The organism is Xanthomonas sp. WHRI 10204 (assembly GCF_040202875.1).
In the GTDB taxonomy this organism is placed as follows: domain Bacteria; phylum Pseudomonadota; class Gammaproteobacteria; order Xanthomonadales; family Xanthomonadaceae; genus Xanthomonas.
On sequence record NZ_JBEGDW010000002.1, the window covers coordinates 1,397,720 to 1,420,188 of the forward strand.

17 protein-coding genes are annotated in these 22,469 nt (G+C 64.8%); 3 read left to right on the plus strand and 14 right to left on the minus strand.

All coding sequences use genetic code 11. The annotated features are described in order from the left end of the window. Window positions 1–16: 16 nt before the first annotated feature. The gene (locus tag ABQZ00_RS16930) at window positions 17–1,420 is read right to left on the minus strand and encodes a nicotinate phosphoribosyltransferase (RefSeq protein ID WP_323538693.1); all 1,404 of its coding nucleotides are present in this window, start codon (window positions 1,418–1,420) and stop codon (window positions 17–19) included. 125 nt (window positions 1,421–1,545) lie between these two features. Next, window positions 1,546–2,601, minus strand: a complete 1,056-nt coding sequence (locus tag ABQZ00_RS16935; RefSeq protein WP_323538692.1) for a bifunctional nicotinamide-nucleotide adenylyltransferase/Nudix hydroxylase — start codon at window positions 2,599–2,601, stop codon at window positions 1,546–1,548. A 167-nt stretch (window positions 2,602–2,768) separates the two neighbouring features. Here ABQZ00_RS16935 and ABQZ00_RS16940 point away from each other — a divergent pair, with 167 nt between their 5' ends. Beyond that, window positions 2,769–3,635, plus strand: coding sequence for an endonuclease/exonuclease/phosphatase family protein (locus tag ABQZ00_RS16940; protein WP_323538691.1), 867 nt, complete (start codon window positions 2,769–2,771; stop codon window positions 3,633–3,635). 54 nt (window positions 3,636–3,689) lie between these two features. On the opposite strand, the gene ABQZ00_RS16945 is transcribed toward ABQZ00_RS16940, so the two are convergent. Then, window positions 3,690–4,574: a LysR substrate-binding domain-containing protein gene (locus ABQZ00_RS16945; RefSeq protein ID WP_115512601.1), complete on the minus strand. Its 885-nt coding sequence runs from the start codon at window positions 4,572–4,574 to the stop codon at window positions 3,690–3,692. Window positions 4,575–4,749: 175 nt separating this feature from the next. Here ABQZ00_RS16945 and ABQZ00_RS16950 point away from each other — a divergent pair, with 175 nt between their 5' ends. Beyond that, entirely contained in the window at window positions 4,750–5,493 is a 744-nt protein-coding gene (locus ABQZ00_RS16950) for a sulfite exporter TauE/SafE family protein (protein ID WP_323538690.1), read from the plus strand. 185 nt (window positions 5,494–5,678) lie between these two features. Here the strand turns inward: ABQZ00_RS16950 and ABQZ00_RS16955 are convergent, their stop codons facing one another. The 5 genes from ABQZ00_RS16955 to ABQZ00_RS16975 form a co-directional block, all read right to left on the minus strand. Next, entirely contained in the window at window positions 5,679–7,838 is a 2,160-nt protein-coding gene (locus tag ABQZ00_RS16955) for a carboxy terminal-processing peptidase (RefSeq protein ID WP_193552426.1), read from the minus strand. A 357-nt stretch (window positions 7,839–8,195) separates the two neighbouring features. Beyond that, window positions 8,196–9,209 (minus strand): lipoyl synthase, encoded by a 1,014-nt coding sequence (gene lipA, locus ABQZ00_RS16960; RefSeq protein WP_055850638.1) that lies wholly within the window; start codon window positions 9,207–9,209, stop codon window positions 8,196–8,198. Between the two features lie 14 nt (window positions 9,210–9,223). Beyond that, on the minus strand, window positions 9,224–9,922 hold the full coding sequence (lipB, locus tag ABQZ00_RS16965) for a lipoyl(octanoyl) transferase LipB (protein WP_323538689.1): 699 nt from the start codon (window positions 9,920–9,922) through the stop codon (window positions 9,224–9,226). Further along, complete coding sequence (locus ABQZ00_RS16970) at window positions 9,910–10,188, minus strand: YbeD family protein (protein ID WP_055850635.1); 279 nt, start codon at window positions 10,186–10,188, stop codon at window positions 9,910–9,912. The genes lipB and ABQZ00_RS16970 overlap by 13 nt, the downstream gene beginning before the upstream one ends. A gap of 267 nt (window positions 10,189–10,455) precedes the next feature. After that, on the minus strand, window positions 10,456–11,445 hold the full coding sequence (locus tag ABQZ00_RS16975) for a CsgG/HfaB family protein (protein ID WP_055850633.1): 990 nt from the start codon (window positions 11,443–11,445) through the stop codon (window positions 10,456–10,458). Window positions 11,446–11,749: 304 nt separating this feature from the next. Here ABQZ00_RS16975 and ABQZ00_RS16980 point away from each other — a divergent pair, with 304 nt between their 5' ends. Beyond that, window positions 11,750–12,811, plus strand: a complete 1,062-nt coding sequence (locus tag ABQZ00_RS16980) for a lipid A deacylase LpxR family protein (protein WP_323538688.1) — start codon at window positions 11,750–11,752, stop codon at window positions 12,809–12,811. Between the two features lie 408 nt (window positions 12,812–13,219). On the opposite strand, the gene ABQZ00_RS16985 is transcribed toward ABQZ00_RS16980, so the two are convergent. The 6 genes from ABQZ00_RS16985 to mrdA form a co-directional block, all read right to left on the minus strand. Next, complete coding sequence (locus ABQZ00_RS16985; RefSeq protein WP_323519007.1) at window positions 13,220–14,425, minus strand: D-alanyl-D-alanine carboxypeptidase family protein; 1,206 nt, start codon at window positions 14,423–14,425, stop codon at window positions 13,220–13,222. Between the two features lie 194 nt (window positions 14,426–14,619). Next, window positions 14,620–16,020 carry a septal ring lytic transglycosylase RlpA family protein gene (locus ABQZ00_RS16990; protein ID WP_323538687.1) on the minus strand — a complete coding sequence of 467 codons (1,401 nt, stop codon included), beginning with the start codon at window positions 16,018–16,020 and terminating at the stop codon, window positions 14,620–14,622. After that, a complete protein-coding gene (gene mltB, locus ABQZ00_RS16995) occupies window positions 16,017–17,156 on the minus strand; it encodes a lytic murein transglycosylase B (RefSeq protein ID WP_115512607.1) in 1,140 nt (379 codons plus the stop codon). The genes ABQZ00_RS16990 and mltB overlap by 4 nt, the downstream gene beginning before the upstream one ends. Before the next feature lie 424 nt (window positions 17,157–17,580). Continuing rightward, window positions 17,581–18,972, minus strand: a complete 1,392-nt coding sequence (locus ABQZ00_RS17000) for a glycoside hydrolase family 28 protein (protein WP_323538686.1) — start codon at window positions 18,970–18,972, stop codon at window positions 17,581–17,583. A gap of 318 nt (window positions 18,973–19,290) precedes the next feature. Then, entirely contained in the window at window positions 19,291–20,409 is a 1,119-nt protein-coding gene (gene rodA / locus ABQZ00_RS17005) for a rod shape-determining protein RodA (protein ID WP_055850614.1), read from the minus strand. Continuing rightward, the gene (gene mrdA / locus ABQZ00_RS17010; protein WP_323538685.1) at window positions 20,406–22,466 is read right to left on the minus strand and encodes a penicillin-binding protein 2; all 2,061 of its coding nucleotides are present in this window, start codon (window positions 22,464–22,466) and stop codon (window positions 20,406–20,408) included. Before mrdA ends, rodA begins: the two co-directional genes overlap by 4 nt. Between the last annotated feature and the right edge of the window lie 3 nt (window positions 22,467–22,469).

Consider the following 22,469-nt stretch of genomic DNA (forward strand, 5'->3'; position numbering starts at 1 on the left):
GCCTGCGTGCAACCCGTCAGCGCCGGGCGACATCGGCACGCTCGCGTACCTGCTGCAACGTCCATTCCTGCTGCATCGCGCCGTTTTCCCACACCGTCACCAACGCATCTTCGCTGTCGGTGCTGGCGGCTACCTCCTCGAGCAACGCACTGCGGTAACTGCCATCGCGACGGTCGCGCAGCAGGGTCAGCCGGCCGCGCTTGCTCTGCTTGCCCTGGTCGGTGATCGGGTCCTTGTAGACGTCGATCCACTGCCCATCTACACGCACTGCCGAGCACTTCAACGCAAACTTCTGCGTATCGCGGTCCACCTTCTGCAGCAACGCACCGCCCATGCCGAAGGCGACGTTGTCGGCGGCATAACCGGCTGCGGTGATGCGCTCCAGAATGGCGCGCAACGACTGCGGATTGATGCCGTCGCCCTGAATCACGCGCACATGGTTGAGCACCTTGTAGCCCTTGCTATTGACCTGATGCCCGAAGGACTCGTCCAGCAATAGCAGGCACTGTTCGACCACATCCACCGGGTCGCCGGAATCGGGGCGGATCACCACCGTCGCGCCGGAGGCGATGATCTCCTCGCGCAAGGTGGTGCCCCAATGCTCGCGAATGGCGCGATAGATGTCGTAGCTATCGGACACCACGGCCACGATGGAACCCGGGTGCGCGAATTGCGTGAGCATGTTGCGGTACGCATCCACCTCGCGCTCGCGGCCCCAACTGGTGATGGTGCTGTGCTCGGCGGCGGGAATCGAAAACCCCGCCACCGGCGTGTGGTAATGCGCGCATGCCAGCAGCAAAGCCGACAAGGTATCGGTGCCGAGGAAGTTCACCAGATGCGCGGCGCCACCGAGAGCCGCCGAGCCCAGACTGGACACACCGCGCGCACCAAAGTCGTGCAGCTTGAAGGGCAACTGGCCTTCCGGATCGTCGCTGGTGCGCTCCAGGTAATCGCGCACGATCTGCTTCACCTGCCAGCTCACCGTGGCCACCGTCACCGGGTACCACACGCGCAGCAACAAGGTTTCCAGATACGACGGCACCCAGAACGCCTTGGCGTCGGTGGATTCGATCGTCATCAACACGTTGTGCGTGGGCACCACCGCACCTTCGGGCACCGCACGGATACGGATCGGCAACTGCCCGCCAAGGCGGTCGACGATATCGCGCCAGCCGGCTTCGTTGAACGGCTCACCATGCGCGGCCAGCAAGGCCTTGGCATCGTCGATGTCGGCGTGGGTCACCGGACGGTTGATGGCTTCTTTCAAGATCGACTGCAGACCGAAGAACACGGTCTGGTCGTACACGCCGCCGCGCGATTCGACATAGAAAAACGAGGCATCGGTACCGGGCGGATACTGCAGCCAGTGGCTGGCCTTGTAGCTGTCGGTATTGAGTAGCAGGTTATCGAGGTAATGCATGACGGAAGCTCCTTCGCGTCGGGAAAACCAGCGGTCTGTCCGCCGGTGGGAGGTCGTGACTCAAGCAAGACGCATCGACGTGACCGACGCCGGTCGGCAGCGGCACGCAGGCGATGACGTCGTGCTCAGCCACGACCCAGAAAGAATTCAAGAATATGCAGGTGGTCTTCGTACAGGCGCGGCCCCATCGCCATGACTTCGGCAATCGGAATCCAGCGCGCCTTGTCGGCATCGTCGCCACCGCGCACCGCGGGCAACTCGCCGGCCGGAAATTCGAAATGGAATGCGTGGGTAATGGTGCGCCCGCGCAGGCTGCGCTCGGGGTGATCGAAGACCTGGCGTCCGCGCAACGAGCCCTTGAGCACCGGCACCGGGACCTTGAGCCGTGTTTCTTCGCGCAGCTCACGCAGGCAGCTGTCCAGCAGTCCCTCTTCCTGGGCAACGAAACCGCCCGGCAGCGCCCACAACCCCTTGCCCGGCTCGGCGCGCCGCCGCACCAGCAGCACGTGCCCGGAATGCACCACCACAGCATCGGTGGTTACAAAGGTCGGTGCATACGGCGCATCCTTCCAGGCCGCGCGGTACTGCTCGATGAAGCGGTATTCCGCCACCAGTTGCGCGTAGCTGGGCGAATTGCGGCGGAATGCTTCCAGCATCTCGTACACCGGCGCAGGCACATTGCCGCGCAGCATCAGCAACCCGCCATGAAAGCCGATGTCACCAGCCTCGAACAGATAACGGCGTAACTCGGTTGCCGACAACGTGGCGGTATGTTGCACGTCTTCCAGCGGCCACTGCGGAAACTCGCGCAGGTAATAACTGCTGGCGTCCTTGTCCATGCCGATCAGGCCGATGCGCGCATCGAGCGTGCCACCATCGGCTTTCACCACTTCGGCAACCTGGCGCTGCACTTCGGCAATCCACAGGCTTTCGTTGTACAGATGGTCGCGCAACGGACGCAGGATCAAACGCTCGCTCTCGCCCGGCAATGCGGACTCGATCATCACTGCGCGTTCGGCGACGGTCCAAGGGTTGCGGATGGTGCGTGGTGTGTCGGCCGAGCCGATCAACACAATGAGCTTGCTCGCTTTGCCCAGCGCGTGGCGGGCGACGGCAGCGTGGCCGTTATGAAAGGGCTCGAAACGCCCGATAAACACAAGATAGTCGTACTGTGCTGCCATGAGAATCCCTCACGGTTGAGTGGTCAGTCAGCGGTCTCTCCGCTGGCTTGCTGCAAATGCTACGCCGATAGATGGCCGCGTCAAGCGTGTTTGTTCAATCGCGCGCCGACACACTATGTCATGCACGCGGACTAGACTTGGCGGCTGGCCATTCCGGAATCCATCGCATGCCACAGCAGTCCCTTCGCGCTGTCTCTCGGCCATTGCTCGCTGTCATCGCCGTGCTGTGCATGACGCTGTCTGCATGGGCTGCACCTGCACCTGCGCCATTGCGGGTGATGTCGTTCAACGTGCGTGTGCCGGTAGACACCGACGGCGACAAGCGCTGGTCGGTACGGCGCACGGCCATGGTCGAGCTGATCAAGCACACCCATCCCGATGTCTTCGGCACCCAGGAGTTGGTGCAGGATCAGGCGCAGTATCTGGCATCGCAGTTGCCTGCTTACCGCTGGTTCGGCAAGGGCCGCCGCGCCGATGGCAGCGATGAGCATATGGGCGTGTTCTACGATAGCCACGCGCTGTCGGTGGTGGAATCGGGCGATTTCTGGCTGTCCGACACCCCAGACGTGCCCGGCAGCAGCAGCTGGAACACCGACCTGCCGCGCATGGTCACCTGGGCCTTGTTCGAGCGCCGCAGCGACAAGCACCGTTTTTATCTGTTGAACACCCATCTGCCGCACCGCGACCAGGATGAGGCAGCGCGCGAACAAGGTGCGCGCATGATCCTGTCGCGTATCGCAAGCTTGCCGGCAGATGTTCCGGTGGTGCTGACCGGCGATTTCAACAGCGATCCTGATCAGGGCACCTACCGCACGCTCACCGCAACGCTTAAGGACGCACGCGCCAATGTGGCGACGCCGCAAGGTCCCGAAAAAACGTTCCAGGACTTCAGCACCCGCCCGACCCGACGCATCGACTGGATTCTGTTCCGCGGCCTGACACCTACGCGCTTCGCCACACTGGACGCACGTCCTGGCGGTGTCTTGCCGTCGGACCACTACCCGGTGCTTGCCGAATTCGCCTGGCCGCGTTGATCGCGCCGGCAAGGTGACACTGTCACGATGCCGGCCTGTCTGACGGTACGCAGGTCAGTCGCGTTGCAGACAGTCGACCAGCGCTTGCAGGATGGGCGACGACGCAGACGCGTGAGGCAGCACGATCGAAAGTTGCCGAGGTGCCCAGGCTTCATCCAAGGGCACCGTGCCCAGCTGATCGCGCACGCATGAGCGCTGCACTGCGGCGTTCGGAAGAATTGCCATGCCCATGCCTTGCGCGAGCATGCGGCACAACGCGTCGATCCCTTGTACTTTTGCACGCATGCGCACCTGCGCGCCGGCCCGGTTCATTTGCACGCGCAGGTGCCGTTGCAAGGCGCTGTCGCCAGCCAGCCCCAGCATGTCCATTCCCGCGAGTTCGCTCAATCGCAACGTCGAGGCGCCGGCCAGTGGATGAGTGGCAGCCATCACCAGCACCAGCCGATCCTCACGGAACGGCAGCACCTGCAGCCCACTGACGTCGGCATGGCCTGCGACCACGGCGATGTCGGCGCGCTCCTCGCGCACCGCATCGGCCGCCTCGTCGCTCCCCTGCTCGGTCAGCGCCAGATCCAGCTGTGGATGTGCGATGAGAAACTCCGCCAGCCGTTCGGGCAGCCATGCCGACAGCGCCGCAGTATTGGCCGCCAGCCGCAGCGTCACCTGCCCGCCGCCACCGTAGCCGCCCAGCTCCAGCTGCAACGCCTCGGTCTGGCGTTGCAATTGCCGTGCGTGCCGCAGCAACACGCCACCGGCCGGGGTCAGGCTGACACCGCGGCGCCCGCGTTCCAGCAGGGCGGCGCCCACTTGCACCTCCAGCGCGCGAATCCGTGCGCTGGCAGCCGCCAACGACAACGCCGCGCGTTGCGCACCGGCAGTGATGCTGCCCGCCTCGACCACCGCAATGAACAACCGTAAATCCACAAATTCCAGATGCATGACCGCTCCCCAAGCACGTGTACGTCAATCGAAGTGCACTCGCCGCCGACGAAGCCGGTCAGCCCATTGATCCTTCCACGGTGGGCATCTTATGCCTCAGCCTTCGTCTCAACCGAAGCCTGCATCAAACAATCACGCATTGCGTGGCGCAAAACACGCCCGGATCCTTGCCTGCATGCCGACCTTGCACACCCACTGGTATCTGATCGCAGGCATTTTTTTGCTGGCTGGCTGGGTCAAGGGCGTGGCCGGGATGGGCTTGCCGACTGTTGCAATGGGGCTGCTGGGTCTTTGGTTGACGCCTGCCGAGGCAGCGGCATTACTCGCACTGCCTTCGCTGGTGACGAATGTGCAGCAAGCCTGGGGGCCAGACACGCCAACCCTGCTGCGACGTCTGTGGCCATTGCTGGCAACCGTGACACTCGGTACCTGGCTGAGCGCGGGGGTGCTGACAGGCGCTGATCCCACTCTAGTCCGCGCCGGGTTGGGCGTGCTGCTGGCGCTGTATGCCTTGCTTGGGCTGGCGCGCCGACACTGGACGATGCAGGCGCATCACGAACGCTGGGCAGGACCGTTGGCCGGACTATCCACCGGTCTGTTGAGTGGCGCCACCGGGGTGTTCGTGCTGCCATCGCTGCCCTACCTCACCGCACTGCAACTGCCGCGCGAGCTGTTGATCCGGTCTCTTGGCTGGTGCTTCGGAGTGGCGACGCTGGCGCTGGCCAGTGCCCTTGCCTGGCACGGCGCGCTTCCCGGCACGGCGATCGCTCCGTCGATGTGGGCGCTGCTGCCCACCGCCATCGGCATGTGGCTGGGCGCCTGGGTGCGTAATCGCATTTCCGCCGATACGTTTCGGCGCTTTTTTTTCGCCACGTTGCTGGTGCTCGGCCTGCAAGGCGTTTGGCAGGCATTGGCGTAAAGCCACGTCGGAGGCAATGACGCGTTGCACGACACACCGGCACGGCAGCCAGCCAATCGATCAGCTGTCAAACCCGCCTGCGGTGCCGTGCCCGATATGCAAGGGGCGGCCAACAAAAACGCCACCGCAGTGCGGTGGCGTTTTTTACTTCAACCCAATGCTGTCGCCAGGTGCTCAGCGAACGATCAGTCAGCCCAACGGCCCGGCGCTGTCGACTGCGGCAGCACCTGCGCCGACAGCGGCTGATCCTGCACGAGCAGGCCCAGCGCATCGGCGAGAATCGCGGCAGATTCGTGCAGTAGCGGATCGGGACGCTTTTCCGCCGCCTTCTCGCGTGCCGTGTCCTTGACGATGTCACGCTCGTTGCCGGTCAGGCCGTCATCGCTGTCATCGGCAAGCGGATCGAGCGGCAAGCCCAGCTGCTTGCGCACCTGCTGGCGGTCCTTGCGCTGCTGGTCCTGCTTCTGACGCTCGGCAACGCGCTCGGCTTCGTTCAACGAGATGTACTTCTTGGCCTTCTCGTCGCGGAACTGCTTGACGTCCTCTTCCCACCACTGGAACTCCTTGTCGGTAGCGATGCGCGCAGTGTGCAGCGTCTGCAACTTGGGCAGCAGCGGTGCGAAGTTGCCGTACTGGGTGTGCGGCGCGGCGGCGATACGCGTCCACGGCAGGGCGTTGTCGTAGGTGCTTTCACCGAACTCGGTGGCATCCACGCTGGCCGGGAACGCGATATCCGGCACCACGCCTTTGTGCTGCGTGCTGGAGCCGCTGACACGGAAGAACTGCGCAATCGTCAGCTTGACCTGTCCATAACGCTGCCCTTCGGCAGCCGGCCAACGGTCCAGATCGACGATGTTCTGCACGGTGCCCTTGCCGAAGCTGGTTTCACCGATCACCAAGCCGCGACCGTAATCCTGGATCGCACCGGCAAAGATTTCCGATGCCGAGGCCGAGCCGCGATTGATCAACACGCCCAGCGGACCATCCCAGGCAACCTTGGGATTGCTGTCGCCATTGACGGTGACGCGGCCACCGGATTCGCGCACCTGCACCACCGGACCCTGCTCGATGAACAGGCCGGTGAGTTCGATCGCTTCGTCCAGCGAACCGCCACCGTTGTTACGCAGGTCCAGCACCACGCCGTCGACCTTGTCGGTCTTGAAGCCAGCCAGAAGCTTGGCGACGTCGCGCGTTGCGGACGCGTAATCGGTCGCGTTACGACGACGGCCTTCGAAGTCCTGATAGAAGCCCGGCAGCTTGATGATGCCGATGCGGCGTTCCGGTTCGCTGCCCTTGGCCGGCAGGGTGATCGTCTCGCCCTTGGCCGCCTGTTCGGCCAGACGCACCTTCTGACGGGTCAGGGTCACCATGCGGTGCTTGCCGTCGATGCCCGACTCGGCCGGAATGTACTCCAGGCGCACCTGGGTATCCTTGCTGCCGCGGATCTTGGCCACCACATCGTCGATGCGCCAGCCGATCACATCTTCGATCGCGCCGGACTTGGCCTGCCCCACACCGACGATGCGATCGCCCGGTTTGAGCGTGCCATCCACCGCCGCCGGACCACCCGGGATCACCTCGCGGATCACCACCATGTCGTCCTGCTTCTGCAGTTGCGCGCCGATGCCTTCCAGCGACAGCGACATCTGCTGGTTGAACGTCTCGGCAGTGCGCGGGGTGAAATAGTCGGTGTGCGGGTCGACTGCGTTGGTGTACGCGTTGACGAAGGACTGGAACACATTCTCGCCGGTCAGCTGCTTCACCGAATCGGCGAGCGCGGCATAGCGCTTGTCCAGGGTCTTTCGGATCTCATCAGGCTTCTTGCCGGCCAGCTTCAGGCGCAGCCAATCGTTCATCACCGACTGCCGCCACAGCACGTCCAACTGTTTGTCGTCCGACGCCCACGGCACGTCCTTGCGGTCGTACTCGAACTTGTCGCTACCGTTGAAATCGAAGTCCTGCTTGAGCAGGTCGCGCGCGTATTTGACGCGCTGATCGACGCGCTTTTTGTAGACCGCAAACACCTGAAACGCCGGCTCCAGGTTGCCGCCGCGCAGCGCGTCGCCCACGCCGGCCTGCAGCGGCGCGAAGCCGTCGATGTCGGCCTGGGTAAAGAACTGTTTGCCGCCATCCAACGATTCCAGATAGCGCTTGAAGACGTCCTTGGACATCCCCTCGTCCAGCGTCCGCGGACGGTAGGCATAGCGGCTGTCGGACAGCAGGCCGTAGACAAGTTTGGTCGCCGTCGCCTGATCGGGCGTGGCGGCGGCCGGCAGCGCTGTATCGGCGCGTGCGAGCAAGGCCATCGGAGTGGTCAACACCAGCGCCAGCAGGCCGGCCTTCATGGACGCAGAAACGTTGTAGGTCATCGAATGGCTCTCGGCACAAGGCCGACGAAAGAAAGGCGGTGAACGGATCAGACAGCATGACAGTGCCCAAAGTTGCTGGCGTTGTCATCCGCTGGCTGAATCAGCCTAGCGCCGGGCCTGTATCGGATTGTGAACGCGGCCGTACCTTGCGCCGACAGCCCCGCAGTCGGAAACGATACGGCCCCGTGCAATGCACAGGGCCGGCGATGAAATAGTTGTCTGGGGCCGCTAGGGCAACACCCGCGCAAGCGAGCGCCCTGATGACTTCGCAGCCTCGGGTGCTGTTGCGGTCACCTGCTGCGCTGTCCGGGCGCGTCGAGCGCCCGGTGTTACTCAGGCAGCGACGCCGGCACCGGCAGCCTGCCGATCGGCGTGATACGACGAGCGCACCATCGGGCCGGAGGCCACGTGGCTGAAGCCCAGTGCGTTGCCGTAGTCTTCCAGCGCCTTGTATTCCTCAGGCGTCCAGTAGCGCATTACCGGGTGATGGTGCGGGGTCGGCTGCAGATACTGACCGATCGTGATCATGTCCACATCGTGCGCACGCAGATCGCGCAAGGTGGCCTGCACCTGCTCCATCGTTTCGCCCAGGCCGAGCATGATGCCGGACTTGGTGGCGATGGAAGGATGCTGCGCCTTGAAGCGCTGCAGCAGCGTCAGCGACCACTGGTAATCCGCGCCGGGGCGCACGTTCGGATATAGGTCCGGCACGGTTTCGATGTTGTGGTTGAACACGTCCGGCGGGCTCAGCGCCAGAATTTCCAGCGCACGGTCCATGCGGCCCTTGCCGCGGAAATCCGGGGTCAGGATCTCGATACGGGTCTTGGGCGAACTGGCCCGGATGGCCGTGATGCAGTCCACAAAATGCTGGGCACCGCCGTCGCGCAGATCGTCGCGGTCAACGCTAGTCACTACGACGTACTTCAGGCCCATATCGGCCACCGTGGTGGCCAGGCTTGCCGGCTCGCTGGCGTCCGGCGGCTTGGGCCGGCCGTGCGCCACATCGCAGAACGAGCACCGCCGCGTGCACACCTCGCCCAGAATCATGAAGGTCGCGGTGCCATGGCTGAAGCACTCGTGGATGTTCGGGCAGCTGGCCTCTTCGCATACCGTGACCAGACGGTTTTCACGCAACTTGGCCTTGAGGTTCTGCACCGCGTTGCCGGACGGAATCCGCACGCGGATCCACGACGGTTTACGCAGTACCGGCGCATCCACAAACTGCACCGGCGAGCGGTTGATTTTGTCGCCACCGATCTGCTTGACGCCGGTCTGCAGCGGCGCAGGCGCGGCGGTGTCGCCGGAGACGACCTGCAAGGGGATGGAACGGGCGATAGGCTGGGTCATGACGGTACGGGCGCTCAGGCCGGAAGCGAAAGGTCGGGCATTGCGGAGGCGGGGTGCAGCGTCAGGCCGAACTGGCGGGCCAGCTGATCGAGCAGCACTGCCTTGACGGCGTTCATCCCGGAGGGGCCGCCCAAGTCTAGCACCGAGGTCACCTGCAGGCCCTCGTACCCGCACGGGTTGATGCGGTGGAACGGCTCCAGGTCCATGGCCACGTTGAACGACAACCCATGGAAGGTACAGCCGCGCCGCACCCGGATACCAAGCGCGGCAATCTTGGCGCCACCGACATACACGCCCGGCGCGCCATCGCGGCGTTCGGCCACGATATTCCACTCGTCCAGCGTGTCGATCAGTGCCTGCTCGATCTTGCACACGTAGTCGCGCACGCCAATCTTGAGCCGGCGCAGATCCAGCAGCGGGTAGACCACCAGCTGGCCAGGGCCGTGATAGGTCACCTGACCGCCACGATCCACCTGCAGCACCGGAATGTCGCCGGGCGCCAGCACGTGCTCCGGCTTGCCGGCCTGGCCCAGCGTGAAAACTGGGGCATGTTCGACCACCCACACCTCGTCGGCGGTGTGTACATCGCGCGCATCGGTGAAACGCTGCATTGCATGCCACACCGGCACATAGTCCTGCTGCCCGAGGTCGCGCAATGGTGCGGGCGGGATCGAGGCAGCGATCACCGCAGGTTCGGCCGCTACAGCGTCCACTTCACTTCCGGGTGGTCGCGCAGTGCCTGATGCGCCGCGTCGAACTGCTCCCGGCTCTCGGCACGGAAGCCGATCTTGACCGAGACGTATTTGCCGCTGGAAGAGTGCTTCCAGCTGATGCTTTCCTGCAGCAGCTCCACGCCGGTGGCAGCGAGCAGACGCGGCAATTCGGTTTCCAGACCGCGCTCGGCTGCGCCCATGGCGCTGAGCTCGAAGGTACCGGGAAACTGGAAGCCGTGATCGGGGTTGTCGGTGCTGATATCCATCGCCCCATTATCGGGCCGGTGGAGGGCAAACCCAAGTGCGCGCTCCCCGAAACGATGAGCGGAGCCACGTGCATGGCACGGGCTCCGCTCGTCCCGCCAGACAGTGAGCGACTGGCGGGGTTGTTCAACGATGGCGTTCGACAGCGAAGCGATACATCCGCTAAATCAGACTGCGCCCGAAGGCCAGATGCGCGCGCGGCGCACCTGGATTTTTAACGCTCGCCTGACTTTCTGACACAGCCGAACACATCCGGCCGAGGCCTGTGCTTACTTGGACAGTTCCAGCATGGCCGACGACACCCAGCCACGGTTCCCCATCTCGTCTTCGACTTCCCACATGACGCCTTCCTTGGTGCCGGTGGGGTACAGCATCATGCCCGGCTCCAACGTGCGCACTGCTGCGCCTGAGCCCTTGGCGTTAGCCAACAGACGCCCTGCGCGGGTCACGGTGACCGCCTGCTGGGTGTTGGACGCCGCCGCATTGCCGGACAGCCCGCCCAGCTGGGTGACGATGTCGGTATAGGCCTGCAGATACGCCAGCGTGATGACCTGGCCAATTTCGGTATTGGCATAACCGCCAACGCCAGCCGCGCCTAAACCGCCGCCAGTGAACAGGCCGCCCGCCCCGCCCCAGCCCATGTCGGTCTTCTTGGCGTTACCTTCGGCCATGGCGACCTGTTCGGAGGAGCGCACATCGGTGACGGTCAGCGCTACGTCAGCAGTCTTCTTGGTGAAATTCAACCCTCCCACCAGAGCGCCTGCATTACCGCCCACCAGGCCGCCCAGCAAACCTGCGACCGCACTGCCGCCAGCATTGCTGTTCTGCGAAATGAGGTCTGGCGTCATCACATAGTCGGCCGCGCGGATCTGACCTTTACCGATGTTGGAACGCGCACGCAGATCGCCACTGGCGGCCATCTCGCGCTCGCGCTGCGATGCAGCCATGCCCGCGCCGCGGTCCACCAGGGTGAAGCAGCGTGACTTGTTGACAAACACCTTGATCAACTTGGATGGCGCCGGCAGCTGCTGCCCCGTCCACCAGTTGACTGCGTCTTCCGGCTCGATGACCGACAGGCTGCCCAGCGGCTTGGTGCACACCGGGATCTCCGCAACGCCTTGTTTGCGTTGGTCCTGCGCGGAGCCCTTGCCCTTGAAGGCATCCTTGAAGCCGGCCGATGCCGGCGCGCTGACGCTAGCCAATGCAATGCCCAGCACGCCGGACAGTACAGCTGCGCTCACAGAAATCGTCTTGCTCATGTTTATTCCCCCTGACACCTGCGCTGCCGTCGGCGAACGCGATCCGTTGGTGATGAAATGGCCTGTGAGGGCCGCCGTTCCTTGGGGCTTCTTTCCCCGGGGGCGGATCATATGCTATTCGCGCGCGCTTTTCATCGCTACTAGGTCGCAGTGTCGGCATGTCTCAGACAGAACGGACCGGTGCCTGGGCCAGCGTCGTTGCGGTACAGGCCACGGGGGATGATGACCCGTACGTTCACGCGGCGCAGCCGCTGGCGCAGGCACCTTTGTACCATCCCGTCCCTCCTACTCCCCCAGGCCTTCCATGCTCCGACCGCGCGCGTTGTCTGCTGCCTTGCTGCTCTCTCTCACCGGGCTGTCGATGCCGGCCATCGCTGCGGATCAGTGCGATTCCAGCCGACTGGGGCGCACGCCGCCAGCGGTCAATTTCCGGGTCGACAACGATTTGTTCGGCGGGGAGGACCAGGACCAGGGATATTCCAACGGTGCGGTGCTGACGCTGGTCTCGCCCAACCTGGTCGACTACACCGACGACCCGTGCCTGCCGCGCACCGCGCGCTGGGTCAACAGCTACCTGGAGCGGCTGCACCCAGGCGAGTTCGATCAGCAGAACATGGTGTTTTCGATCGGCCAGGCAATCTTTACGCCCACCGATTACACCCGTCGCGACGTGATCCCGGAGGACCGCCCGTATGCGGGCATCCTGTTGGCGAGCTTCGGCTACAACGCGCGCAACGATGCGCACCTGCGGACCACGCAGCTGCAGATTGGCGTGGTCGGCCCGTGGGCCTTTGCAGAGGAAGCGCAGGATGCGATCCACGATGCGCTGGGCGACGAGAAATTCCAGGGTTGGGACAATCAGCTGCATAACGAGCCGCTGATCAATCTGGTGCACGAACGTATGCGCCGGTGGCCGGCCGATGCCAGCGGCAACGCCGATGGATTCGGTTGGGATTTCATCTCGCACTGGGGCGGGGCGGTCGGCAACATGGCCACGCATCTGAACGCCGGTGGCGAAGCGCGTTTTGGCTGGAAACTGCCGGACGACTTCGGCAGCACCCCCACCCGCCCGGCGGGCGAAAACACTGCGCCGAGCCGGCTGGGACGTTCCAGTGGCTGGTCGAGCCATCTGTTCGTGACCACCGACGCGCGCTGGGTGATCCGCGATATCACCCTGGACGGCAACACCTTCCGCAACAGCCACAGCGTGGACAAGCGCCCGTTCGTGGGCGATGTCGGCTACGGCCTGGCCGTGATGTACGGCCGGTGGAAGTTCGCCCTCGCCCGCTACCACCGCACCCGCGAATTCGAGACCCAACGCGAAACCCCGGTGTACGGCAGCTTCACGATCAGTCGGATGCTTTGAGGGCTGCGATTGGGGAGTCGGGATTGGGGATTCGTTAGAGCGGGTTGCTGGGGCTTTGCGATGGTCTGCAGCCTGATCGAGAGCGGGGATTGGGGAGTTCGGACTAGGGATTCGCCGAAGCGGGCCGCTGGGGATTTGCACCTGCTTTTGCTCTTGCCAATCTCGAATCCCTAATCACCGCCAACAAAAAGCCAGCTTTTTTGGTTGAACCATTCGGATTGCTGCCGCATCCACATAGCCAGCTTCTCGTTTAAGCAGATGCGTCTGGGTCGGGATTGGCGAGTTGGGACTGGGGATTCGCCGAAGCGGCTGAGGGTGCGTTGCACCTGCCCTGGCTGTTGCGAATGCCGAATGCCAAATCCCCAATCCCACAAAAAAAAGCCGGCTTTCGCCGGCTTTTTGCTGCACTTATTCCGATTCCCACCACATCCAGAACGAGTCCCAGAGGCGCTTGAAGAAGCCGCCCTCCTCCACCGCGTTGATGGCGACCAGCGGGGCCTGGGCGATGATCTTGCCGTCGAGGCTGACCTTAACGGTGCCGACCTGCTGGCCCTTCTTGATGGGCGCTTCGAGATTCTTGGCCACGTCCATGCTGGGCTTGAGGTCGTTGTAGCGGCCGCGTTGCAGGCTGACCAGCAATGGCTGCGCCACGCCCAGCTGCACTTCGTCCTGCTCGCCCTTCCAGACCTTCTGCTTGGTCACGACCTTGCCGGGCGCGTACAGGCTGTGGGTTTCGAAGAAGCGGAACCCCCAGTTGAGCAGAGCCAGGCTGTCAGTGGCGCGTTGCTCGTCAGAGGTGTCGCCCATGACCACCGCGATCAGGCGCTGGTCGCCGCGCTTGGCCGAGCTCAGCAGGCAGTAGCCGGCCTCGGAGGTGTGGCCGGTCTTGATGCCGTCCACTGCCGGGTCGCGCCACAGCAGCCGGTTACGGTTGCTCTGATTGATGGTGCCGACCTGGAATTCCTTAATCTTGTTGTAGGCGTAGGTTTCCGGGTAATCGCGCACCATCGCGCGTCCCAGCATCGCCAGGTCGTAGGCGGTGGAATGATGGCCTTCGGCACTCAACCCATGCGCGTTGACGAAGTACGAATTCTTCATGCCGATCTTGGCGGCGTAGCTGTTCATCAGCGAGGCGAAGGCTTCTTCGCTACCGGCCACATGCTCGGCCAGCGCAATCGCGGCATCGTTGCCGGACTGGATGGCCATGCCCTTTTCCATGTCTTCCAGACGCGCGGTCTGGTTGACCGGGAAGCCGCTATAGCTGCCATCGGTGCCGGCGCCGCCCTCGCGCCAGGCGCGCTCGCTCATCATGACCTGGTCGTCGCGCTTGACCTTGCCGTTCTTGATTTCCGCGGCCACCACGTAGGACGTCATCACCTTGGTGATGCTGGCCGGTGCCAACTGCTGATGGATGTTGTCGCCGGCGAGCACCTGCCCGGTGGCGTAGTCCATCAGGATCCAGGATTTGGACACGGCCGGCGCGGGTGCGGGCGGAACCGGCAGTGCAGCCGGCGCGGCGGCCACAGCGGGAGTCGGCTGCGGCGCAGGTGTCTGGGCGCAGACCAGGCCGAAGGCGAACGTGGCCACGGCAGCGGCGGCGAAGCGGAATTTCATTGAAGAACGACTCCTGACGGGCCCGAAGGCTGGGTAATACGAAATTGTAAGGTGCGATGAAGATTCAGGCGACGCGCGCCGCACCGATGCTGCAGAGCGCCTACCGGAACCGCGCTGTCGCGCGGTTGGGTGCAAGCGCCGTGTATCAGACGCGCTCGCTGGATGGCGGCTAATCACGGCGTAACGGTCTGTGCTCAGTTGGCGACGATCTGCGGACGTCCAAAGCCCAGGCCGGCAATCCGCTGGGAAATCTCCGATGCGTTGGCGTGGTCGCGCGCGTTGACGCGCAAGCGCCACAGGGTGCGGCCACCGCTGACGATGTCGCTGACGCTGGCACCGGCGATACCGGCCGAGGCCAGCTGCGACAGCGCGCGGTTGGCATTTTCGCGGCTGGCAAAGCTGGCGACCTGCAACAGGATGTCGCCCAGCGCGGTCTCGGCCACGCTCGGCGCCTTGGCCGGCATCGGATCGGGCTTGAGCGGACGCGCAGCCACGCTTTCCGATGCCTTGACCACGGCAACGGCGACCGGTGCGGCGGCAGCTGTGGTTGTCGCGCCCGTCGGTCGCTGCACGGCAGCGGCAGGCTTGCCGGTGGCCACACGCACGCCCTGCGTCTTCATCCAGGCATCGAAGTTGTCGGCATTGCCGGGCTGGCGCGAATCGGCCACGCGATAGCGCCAACGCTCGCCGGCCGCAGTGACCGGTGCTGCAGCAATCGCTACTGCAGACGTGACAACCGCTGTGCCCGCGCCTGTCGCCACCGTGCGCGGCGGAACCGTGCGCGTGGGCAGACGCTGCACCAGACCATCGATCTGGCTGCTGCCCGACGCCGGCCGCGCGGTGGCAACCGCCGTCGTGACCGGCACCTGGCCACGATTGCGCTTGGCCAGCAGGTTGCCGTTATCGGCTTCGGTCAGCCCGCGCACTTCGACATTGCCGGTGCCTCTGCCGGTGATGCCCAGCTTGACCGCGGCGGCGTAGCTGAGGTCGATCACGCGGCCATCGTGAAACGGGCCGCGGTCGTTGACGCGCACCACCACCGAATCGCCGGTGTCGGTATTGGTCACCAGCGCGAAACTGGGCAGCGGCAACGTCTTGTGCGCAGCGGTGAAGGCGTACATGTCGTAGACCTCCTTATTGGAGGTGAGCCGGCCATGGAATTTGCTGCCGTAATACGAGGCGGTGCCGCGTTCGACATAGTCGCCCGGGTCGTCCATCACCACGTAACGCTTGCCCAGCACTTCATAGGGCGAGCGATTGCCGACTGCCGAGCGCGGCTCGTTGGTGACCAGCGGTTCGGGGATGCAGGCCACGTTGGGCACGTGGTCGGGCGTGGTGTCCTTGACGCCGGGTTTGTACAGGCCGCCGGCGGTGTAGTCGCCGCGCGTGGACGGGTCTTCTTTGGCGGCCGCATACGGCGAGGTCGACGGGCATCCGGTGGCGACGTACGCCGGCCCCTTGCCGTCGACCTTGACGCCCTTGATGGCGCCGCCGCCCTTGGCAGCGACGCTTTTTTTCGGTGCGCTGCTACAGGCCGCCAGGCCGAGCATCAGCGCCATCGGGATCAGCCACTTGGGGCCTGTCATGCTGTTCATGCCGGGGGTAACTCCTTGCCGGCGATGGCCTCGGACAACTGGAACACGGCCATCGCATACATCTTGGAAATGTTGTATCGGGTGATCGCGTAGAAGTTCTGGAAGCCCAGCCAGTACTGCTTGCCGTTGGCGTCATCCAGGCTGATCGGCGTGGCGGTGCTGCCGGCCACCACCGGCGCGCCGGGGTGATACCCGCGCGCAGACAGATCGGCCAGCGTGTACACCGGCGACCAGTCGGTGGGATTGAATTCTTCGTGGCCGGCAGCCAGCGTGGCCGGCACGGCGACTTCACCGCCGCGCACCCAGCCGCCCTTCTTGACGAAGTAATTGGCGATCGAGGCAAACACGTCGTTGTAATCGGTGAACAGATTGCGCTTGCCATCCGCATCGCCATCGACACCGAACTGGCGGTAGCTGGAGGGCATGAACTGGCCCATGCCCATCGCGCCGGCGTAGCTGCCGATCAGGCTGGTGACGTCGAGTTGCTCTTCCTTGCCGAGCGCGAACAATTGGCCGAGTTCGTCGCGGAAAAACAGCTCGCGGCGCACTTCGCGCTCAAGCTTGGCCGGGTCGCCGCTGCGCGGGTAGCGGAACGCCAGCGTGTACAGCGCATCCAGCACGCGGTATTTGCCGGCATTGCTGCCGTAACTGGTTTCCACCCCGATGATGGCCACGATCACCTGCGCCGGCACGCCGGTGGCGGCTTCGACCTTGCTCAGCTCGGCGCGGTGCTCGGCCAGGAATTTGCGGCCCCCATCGATGCGCGCCTGGGTGATGAACATCGGCCGGTATTCGTTCCACGGCTTGACCCGCTCGGCCGGGCGCGACATCGCGGTAACGATGGCGTCCTTGAATTGCGCCTGCGCCAGCACCGCTTCGATCTGCGCGGCGTCGATGCCGTATTTGGCGGCGGTGTCGCGCACGAAGTTGGCACGTGCGATCTCGAACGGCACCGGAGTCAGATCGACCGGCGGTAGTGCAGGCGCTTCGGCGGCAGCACTTGCAGGCGCGACCGGAGCCACGGGCGGCTTGGCCGGAGGCGCACTGGCAGCCGGCGGCGGGGACGGAGGGCTGGGCTGGGTCGCGCAGGCGACAAGGCCGAGGGTGAGCAGGCAGGTCAGAGTGCGTCGAATCATCGGCCGAGGGTAACAGACATCAGATGAACTTCTGGCAATAAGACCATGAAACGAAAAGACTTTAGCCAAAGTCAAGATCTGTCGCAGCAGGTGGGGCAGTTTGGTGGCTGGGGAATCGGGATTGGGAGCGGCGGCTGGCAGGAGCGGGAGTCCGGCCACGCGGCGCGCTAGCCCGATGTGCACCACTGGCATGTGGGTGCCGCGCTAACAACTGGGTGCTCGACGGTGATTGCGATCAGCTGATCGCGGGCAAGATCGCCGCGCTGATGTCAGTGACGCGGAGGCGGCCGTCGCCACCTTGGAAAGAACCGAAGACAGCTAGCCGGCTTGGCAGCTCATGGGACATCAAAGCCCACTGCCAAGCGGCTGAGCAGCCGTGGCAGAAAACCAGGCGCGGCCGCTAGGATTGGCCGCGCCTGGCGCATCACAGGGCCGGGAAGCGCGGCGCGCTCGAGCAGGTCGGTATGCCGCCGCCGACTTGCACCGGCGCAGTGGTGACGCCGCTCCCGGTCGGAGTCAGCGCGCTGTTGCTCAGCCCGATCTGCGCGTTGCTCGCATTGACCGATGTGTTGCTGGTCGCCACGTTGGCCAGCACCAGATCAAGCCGCGTCTGCGCATCGTAGCCGCGCAGAATCCAGCCCTTGCCGCCGGCATCGTTCGCACTGCGCAGCCCGTCGACGACGATGTCGTGGAAGGTCGGCTTGGTGCCGCTGCTCCCGCCGGCATAGAACGGGTTGATCACCAACGGGCTGGTCACGCCGTACAGGCAAGTGTTGCGATACGTGACCAGGCTGACCGGCCCACCCTTGACGATGCTGGTCTTGATGCGCAACCCGTTGTTGTCGGTGCTGCGATTGCCTGCATCGTCGGTAGACACCAGCGCGTTGTTGTCGACCAGTACATTGCTGACGCCGGACATCACTTCGCTGCCGATGGAGATGCCATGCGTGCCGTAGCAACGCGTATTGCGCACGGTGATGTTGGCGGACTTGGAGGCGATGGTCTTGATCGCCACGCAATCGTCGCCGCCCATCACATCGTTGTCGTGGAGAGTGGCATTGACCACGCTGTCCAGATCCAGGCCATCGGTGTTGGGACTGGTGGCCGGTGACTTCACCCGCACGCCCCAGATGGTCAGGCCATCGACGATATGCGCGAAGAAATGGAAGTACGCCGCGTTGATCAGATTGATGTCGTACAGCGTAAACGCCGTTGAATTCTGCACCTTGATCAGGTCCGGGCTGTTCTGCACCAGGCCGGCCGCCTTGGCGTCTTCGCCCAATTGCCACCAGGTGGTGCTCTTGCCCAGCATGGTCAGATCGCCGCGGCCATCGATGGTGCCCTGACGCCCGCCGATGCGGATGCCCATGACGCCCGACTTGGCGCCCTTGACGCTGATCAACGGCGCACAGCCGCCGCTCTTGGAACCGGCCACGCCGCAGCCGCTGCCGTAATCGGCCGGATTGCGTGAGCCGTACAAGGTGACGCCCTGGTCGACCACCAGCGTGACGCCACTGGGAATGGTCAGCGGGCCGGTCAGAAACGCGTTGCCGCTGCCGCTGGTCAGCAGCACGCTGCCGTTTTTACAGGCATTGAGCGCGGCCTGGATGGTTTTGGTATCCGGCGGCGAGCGCTCCAATGCATCATCGAATTGACGCCCGCTCGGCGTCAGGCTGGCCTTCAAGGAGGGCGGACACGTGGGCGGAATTGCCGGTTGCGCGACAGCGCGGGCATCGCCCGTGGCGAAGGTGACAGCGCTGGCCTGCGTGGCAAGCATCAGACAAACACCGCCGATGGCGGCGGTTAGCAATTTCATGGAAACAGGCACCCGAAAGAGGAATGGCGCGCGCCTGCATAGGCAACGCGACGCGGCCGCCATCACTGCAGCGGCATAGCGGACTCTACGGAGCACACATCGCACATGCAGAACGCGAGCGAACCGGATGCCGCCCGAGCGAAGCCACCCTACGTCGAGGTGTCGTCATTGCAACGCAGCGCGCAAAAACGCGATGCCATCGCTACATTGACGACGCGGTGACACACGCGTGTCGCATCAGTCGGCGTTGCAATGCGGAGCATGCCGCTTGCGCGTGGGTTGACGCGATGCAACGCGCCAACGGCATGACGCTATGCGTCAGTACCCGTGCACCGGCCGGTGCGCCTTCACTGCCATCACCAGGCCCAATCCGGCCAGCAACGACACCGCCGAGGTGCCGCCGTAACTCATCAAGGGCATGGGCACGCCGACCACCGGCAGCAGGCCGGAGATCATGCCGCCGTTGACCAGCACGTAGACGAAGAACGCCAGACCGGTGGCGCCAGCGACCAGGCGCGAATAGGTGTCGCGCGCCTGCGAGGCGATCCACAGGCAGCGGCCGATGACGATGAGATACAGCGTCAGTACGGTGGCCACGCCGATCCAGCCGAATTCTTCGCTGAGCACCGAGAACGCAAAGTCGGTGGTCTGTTCGGGAATGAAGTTCAGATGCGATTGCGAGCCCAACCCCCAGCCCTTGCCATCCAACCCGCCAGAGCCAATCGCGATCTTGGACTGGATGATGTTCCAGCCGGCGCCGAGCGCGTCGTTCTCGGGGTTGAGGAACATCATGATGCGGTCCTTCTGGTACGGCCGCAGCAGCCAGAACCAGGCGATCGGCGCCGCCGCCGCCACGCCGCCCAGACCCACGGCTACCCACCACCACGGCAGGCCGGCCAGCAGCAGCACGAACACGCCGCTGGCGGCGATCAGCACGCCGGTCCCGAAGTCCGGCTGCAACATGATCAACGCGGTGGGCACGCCGATGATCATGCAGGTGACCAACACGGTGGAGATACGCGGCGGCAACGGCATGCGGTGCAGATACCAGGCCGCCATCATCGGCAGGCTGATCTTGAGCAGCTCGGCCGGCTGCAGATAGAACACTTTCAGATCCAGCCACTGCCGGCCGTATTTGCCGGTGCCTAGCGCGAACACCGCCAGCAGCGGCAGCATCGACAAGCCATACACCCACGGGGTCCAGGCGCGCAGGCGCAGCACCGACATGCGCGAGATGCCCCACATCGCGGCCACGCCGATGACGAAGCGGATGCCTTGCGCCATCACCAGATGATCGCCGTTGGCCGTGCCGCCGGCGCTCTTGAGCACCGACAGGCCGATCACCATCAACGCGCCCAGCGCCAGGCACAGCACCCAGTCCAGGCTGCGCGTAAAACGCGCGGCCATGTCCGCCAACCAGCGCAGGATGTCACTCAATGATCGGTCTCCTGCACCGCATCCGGCACATCCGGTATCACCGGCTGCGCGGGCGTGCTGGGATCCAGCGCAACGGCGGCCTGGCCGATCACCACCGGCAATTCTTCCAGCGTGGCGGCAGCCGCATCGCCGGCCGCACGTGCATCGGTGGCGCCGGCTTCGAACTGGTTGACGCCAACGGCGGTCATGCCGAGTTCGCTGTCCAGCGGCAGGATGCCCGCAGGCATCTTGCCCAGCAGCCAGGCGTCGAAAATCTTGCGCGCAATCGGCGCTGCCGAGCTGGTACCGAAACCACCGCCCTCCACCGCCACCGCCACCGCAATGACCGGGTTGTCGGCCGGCGCAAAGCCGACGAACAGACCACGATGGCGCAGATGCATCGGCAGACTGCGCGGGTCCACGGCGGCCACGCCCTTGCGGCTGACCACCTGCGCGGTGCCGGTCTTGCCGGCCATCTGGTACGGCGCGCCGGGCGTGATGGCGTAGCCGGTACCGCCCGGGCGCATGGTGTCCATCATGCCCTCGCGCACCACCTGCAGATGCGCCGGATTCGGGCTGACCGGCTTACCCGGCGGCTGGATCATCGGCTGCCAGGGGTGATCGAAGCCGGTGCGTTCTTCCAGCACCAGATGCGGGCGCAGCAGCAGGCCGCTGGCGATCGCCGAGACGCCGCGGACCAGCTGCAACGGAGTTACCTTCCAGTCGCCCTGGCCGATGGCGATGTTGACGGTGTCGCCGGGGTACCACCGCTCCTTGCGGCTCTTGTACTTGTAGGCCGGCGACGGCAGGATGCCGCCGATTTCGCCCAGCAAATCCACCCCGGTGGGCGCGCCGAAGCCGTATCCGCCCATGTAATGGTCGAAGCGCTCGACCCCCATGTCCACCGCCAGGCGGTAGTAGTAGGTATTGACCGACTGGGCGATGGATTTGCGTAGATCGGTCCAGCCGTGGCCGCCACGGTGCGAGTCGCCCCAGCCGCGGCTGACGCCGGGTAGATAGAACATGCCGGTGGACAACACCCGGTCTTCCGGCCGGCGCAGGCCGCTATCCAGGCCGGCCAGGGCGATCAGCGGCTTGAGCGTGGAACCCGGCGCCACGCCACCGAGCACCAGCCGGTTGAACTGCGGCCGCGACGGGTTGTCGTTGAGCATCTTGAAGTCGGTATGCGAGATGCCGTTGACGAACAGATTGGGGTCGTAGCTGGGCAGGCTGACCATGCCCAGGATCTCGCCGGTGCGCGGGTCCATCGCAATGGCCGCACCTTCGTGTTCGCCGAACGCCGCCACCATTGCGCGCTGCAGATCGGCATCCACCGACAGCCGCAGATCCGCACCCGACTGCGGCGCGACGCGGCCGACGGTGCGGATCGCCCGCCCCTGCACGTTGGTCTCGACCTGCTCGTAGCCGACCTGCCCGCGCAGGTCCTGTTCGTAATAGCGCTCCAGGCCGGACTTGCCCATATGCGTGAGCGCGGCATTGCCCTCGCCCAGCACCGCGAGGTCTTTTTCGTCGATACGGCCGACGTAGCCGATGATGTGCGCGAACAACGGCCCGTACGGGTAGCGCCGGGTCAGATACGGCTCCAGCTCCACGCCGGGGAAGCGCCAGCGCTCCACCGCAAAGCGCGCCATCTCTTCATCGCTCATGCGCAGCTTGAGGGTGACCGGCAGGAAGCTGCGGCGCGCGCGGCGCTCACGGTTGAAGCGCTCCAGATCCTCTGGCGCGATCGGGATCACCTTGCCCAGCGCGGCCAGCATGGCGCCCATGTCGGCGACCTTGTCCGGGGTTACGTCCAGCCGGAACGCCGGCACGTTTTCGGCCAGCAACCGACCGGTGCGGTCGTAGATCATGCCGCGCCCGGGCACCACCGGTTTGGGCTTGATGCGATTGGCCTCCGAGCGGGTGGCGTAGACCTCGTGGTCGAGCACCTGCAGCTTGAAATACCACCCGCCCAGGCCGACCAGGCAGATCACCACCATCACAAACCCCAGCACCGCCCGGCGGCGGAACTGCTCGGCCTCGGCATGCGGGTTCTTGGGTTGGCGCCGACCGTGCATGGG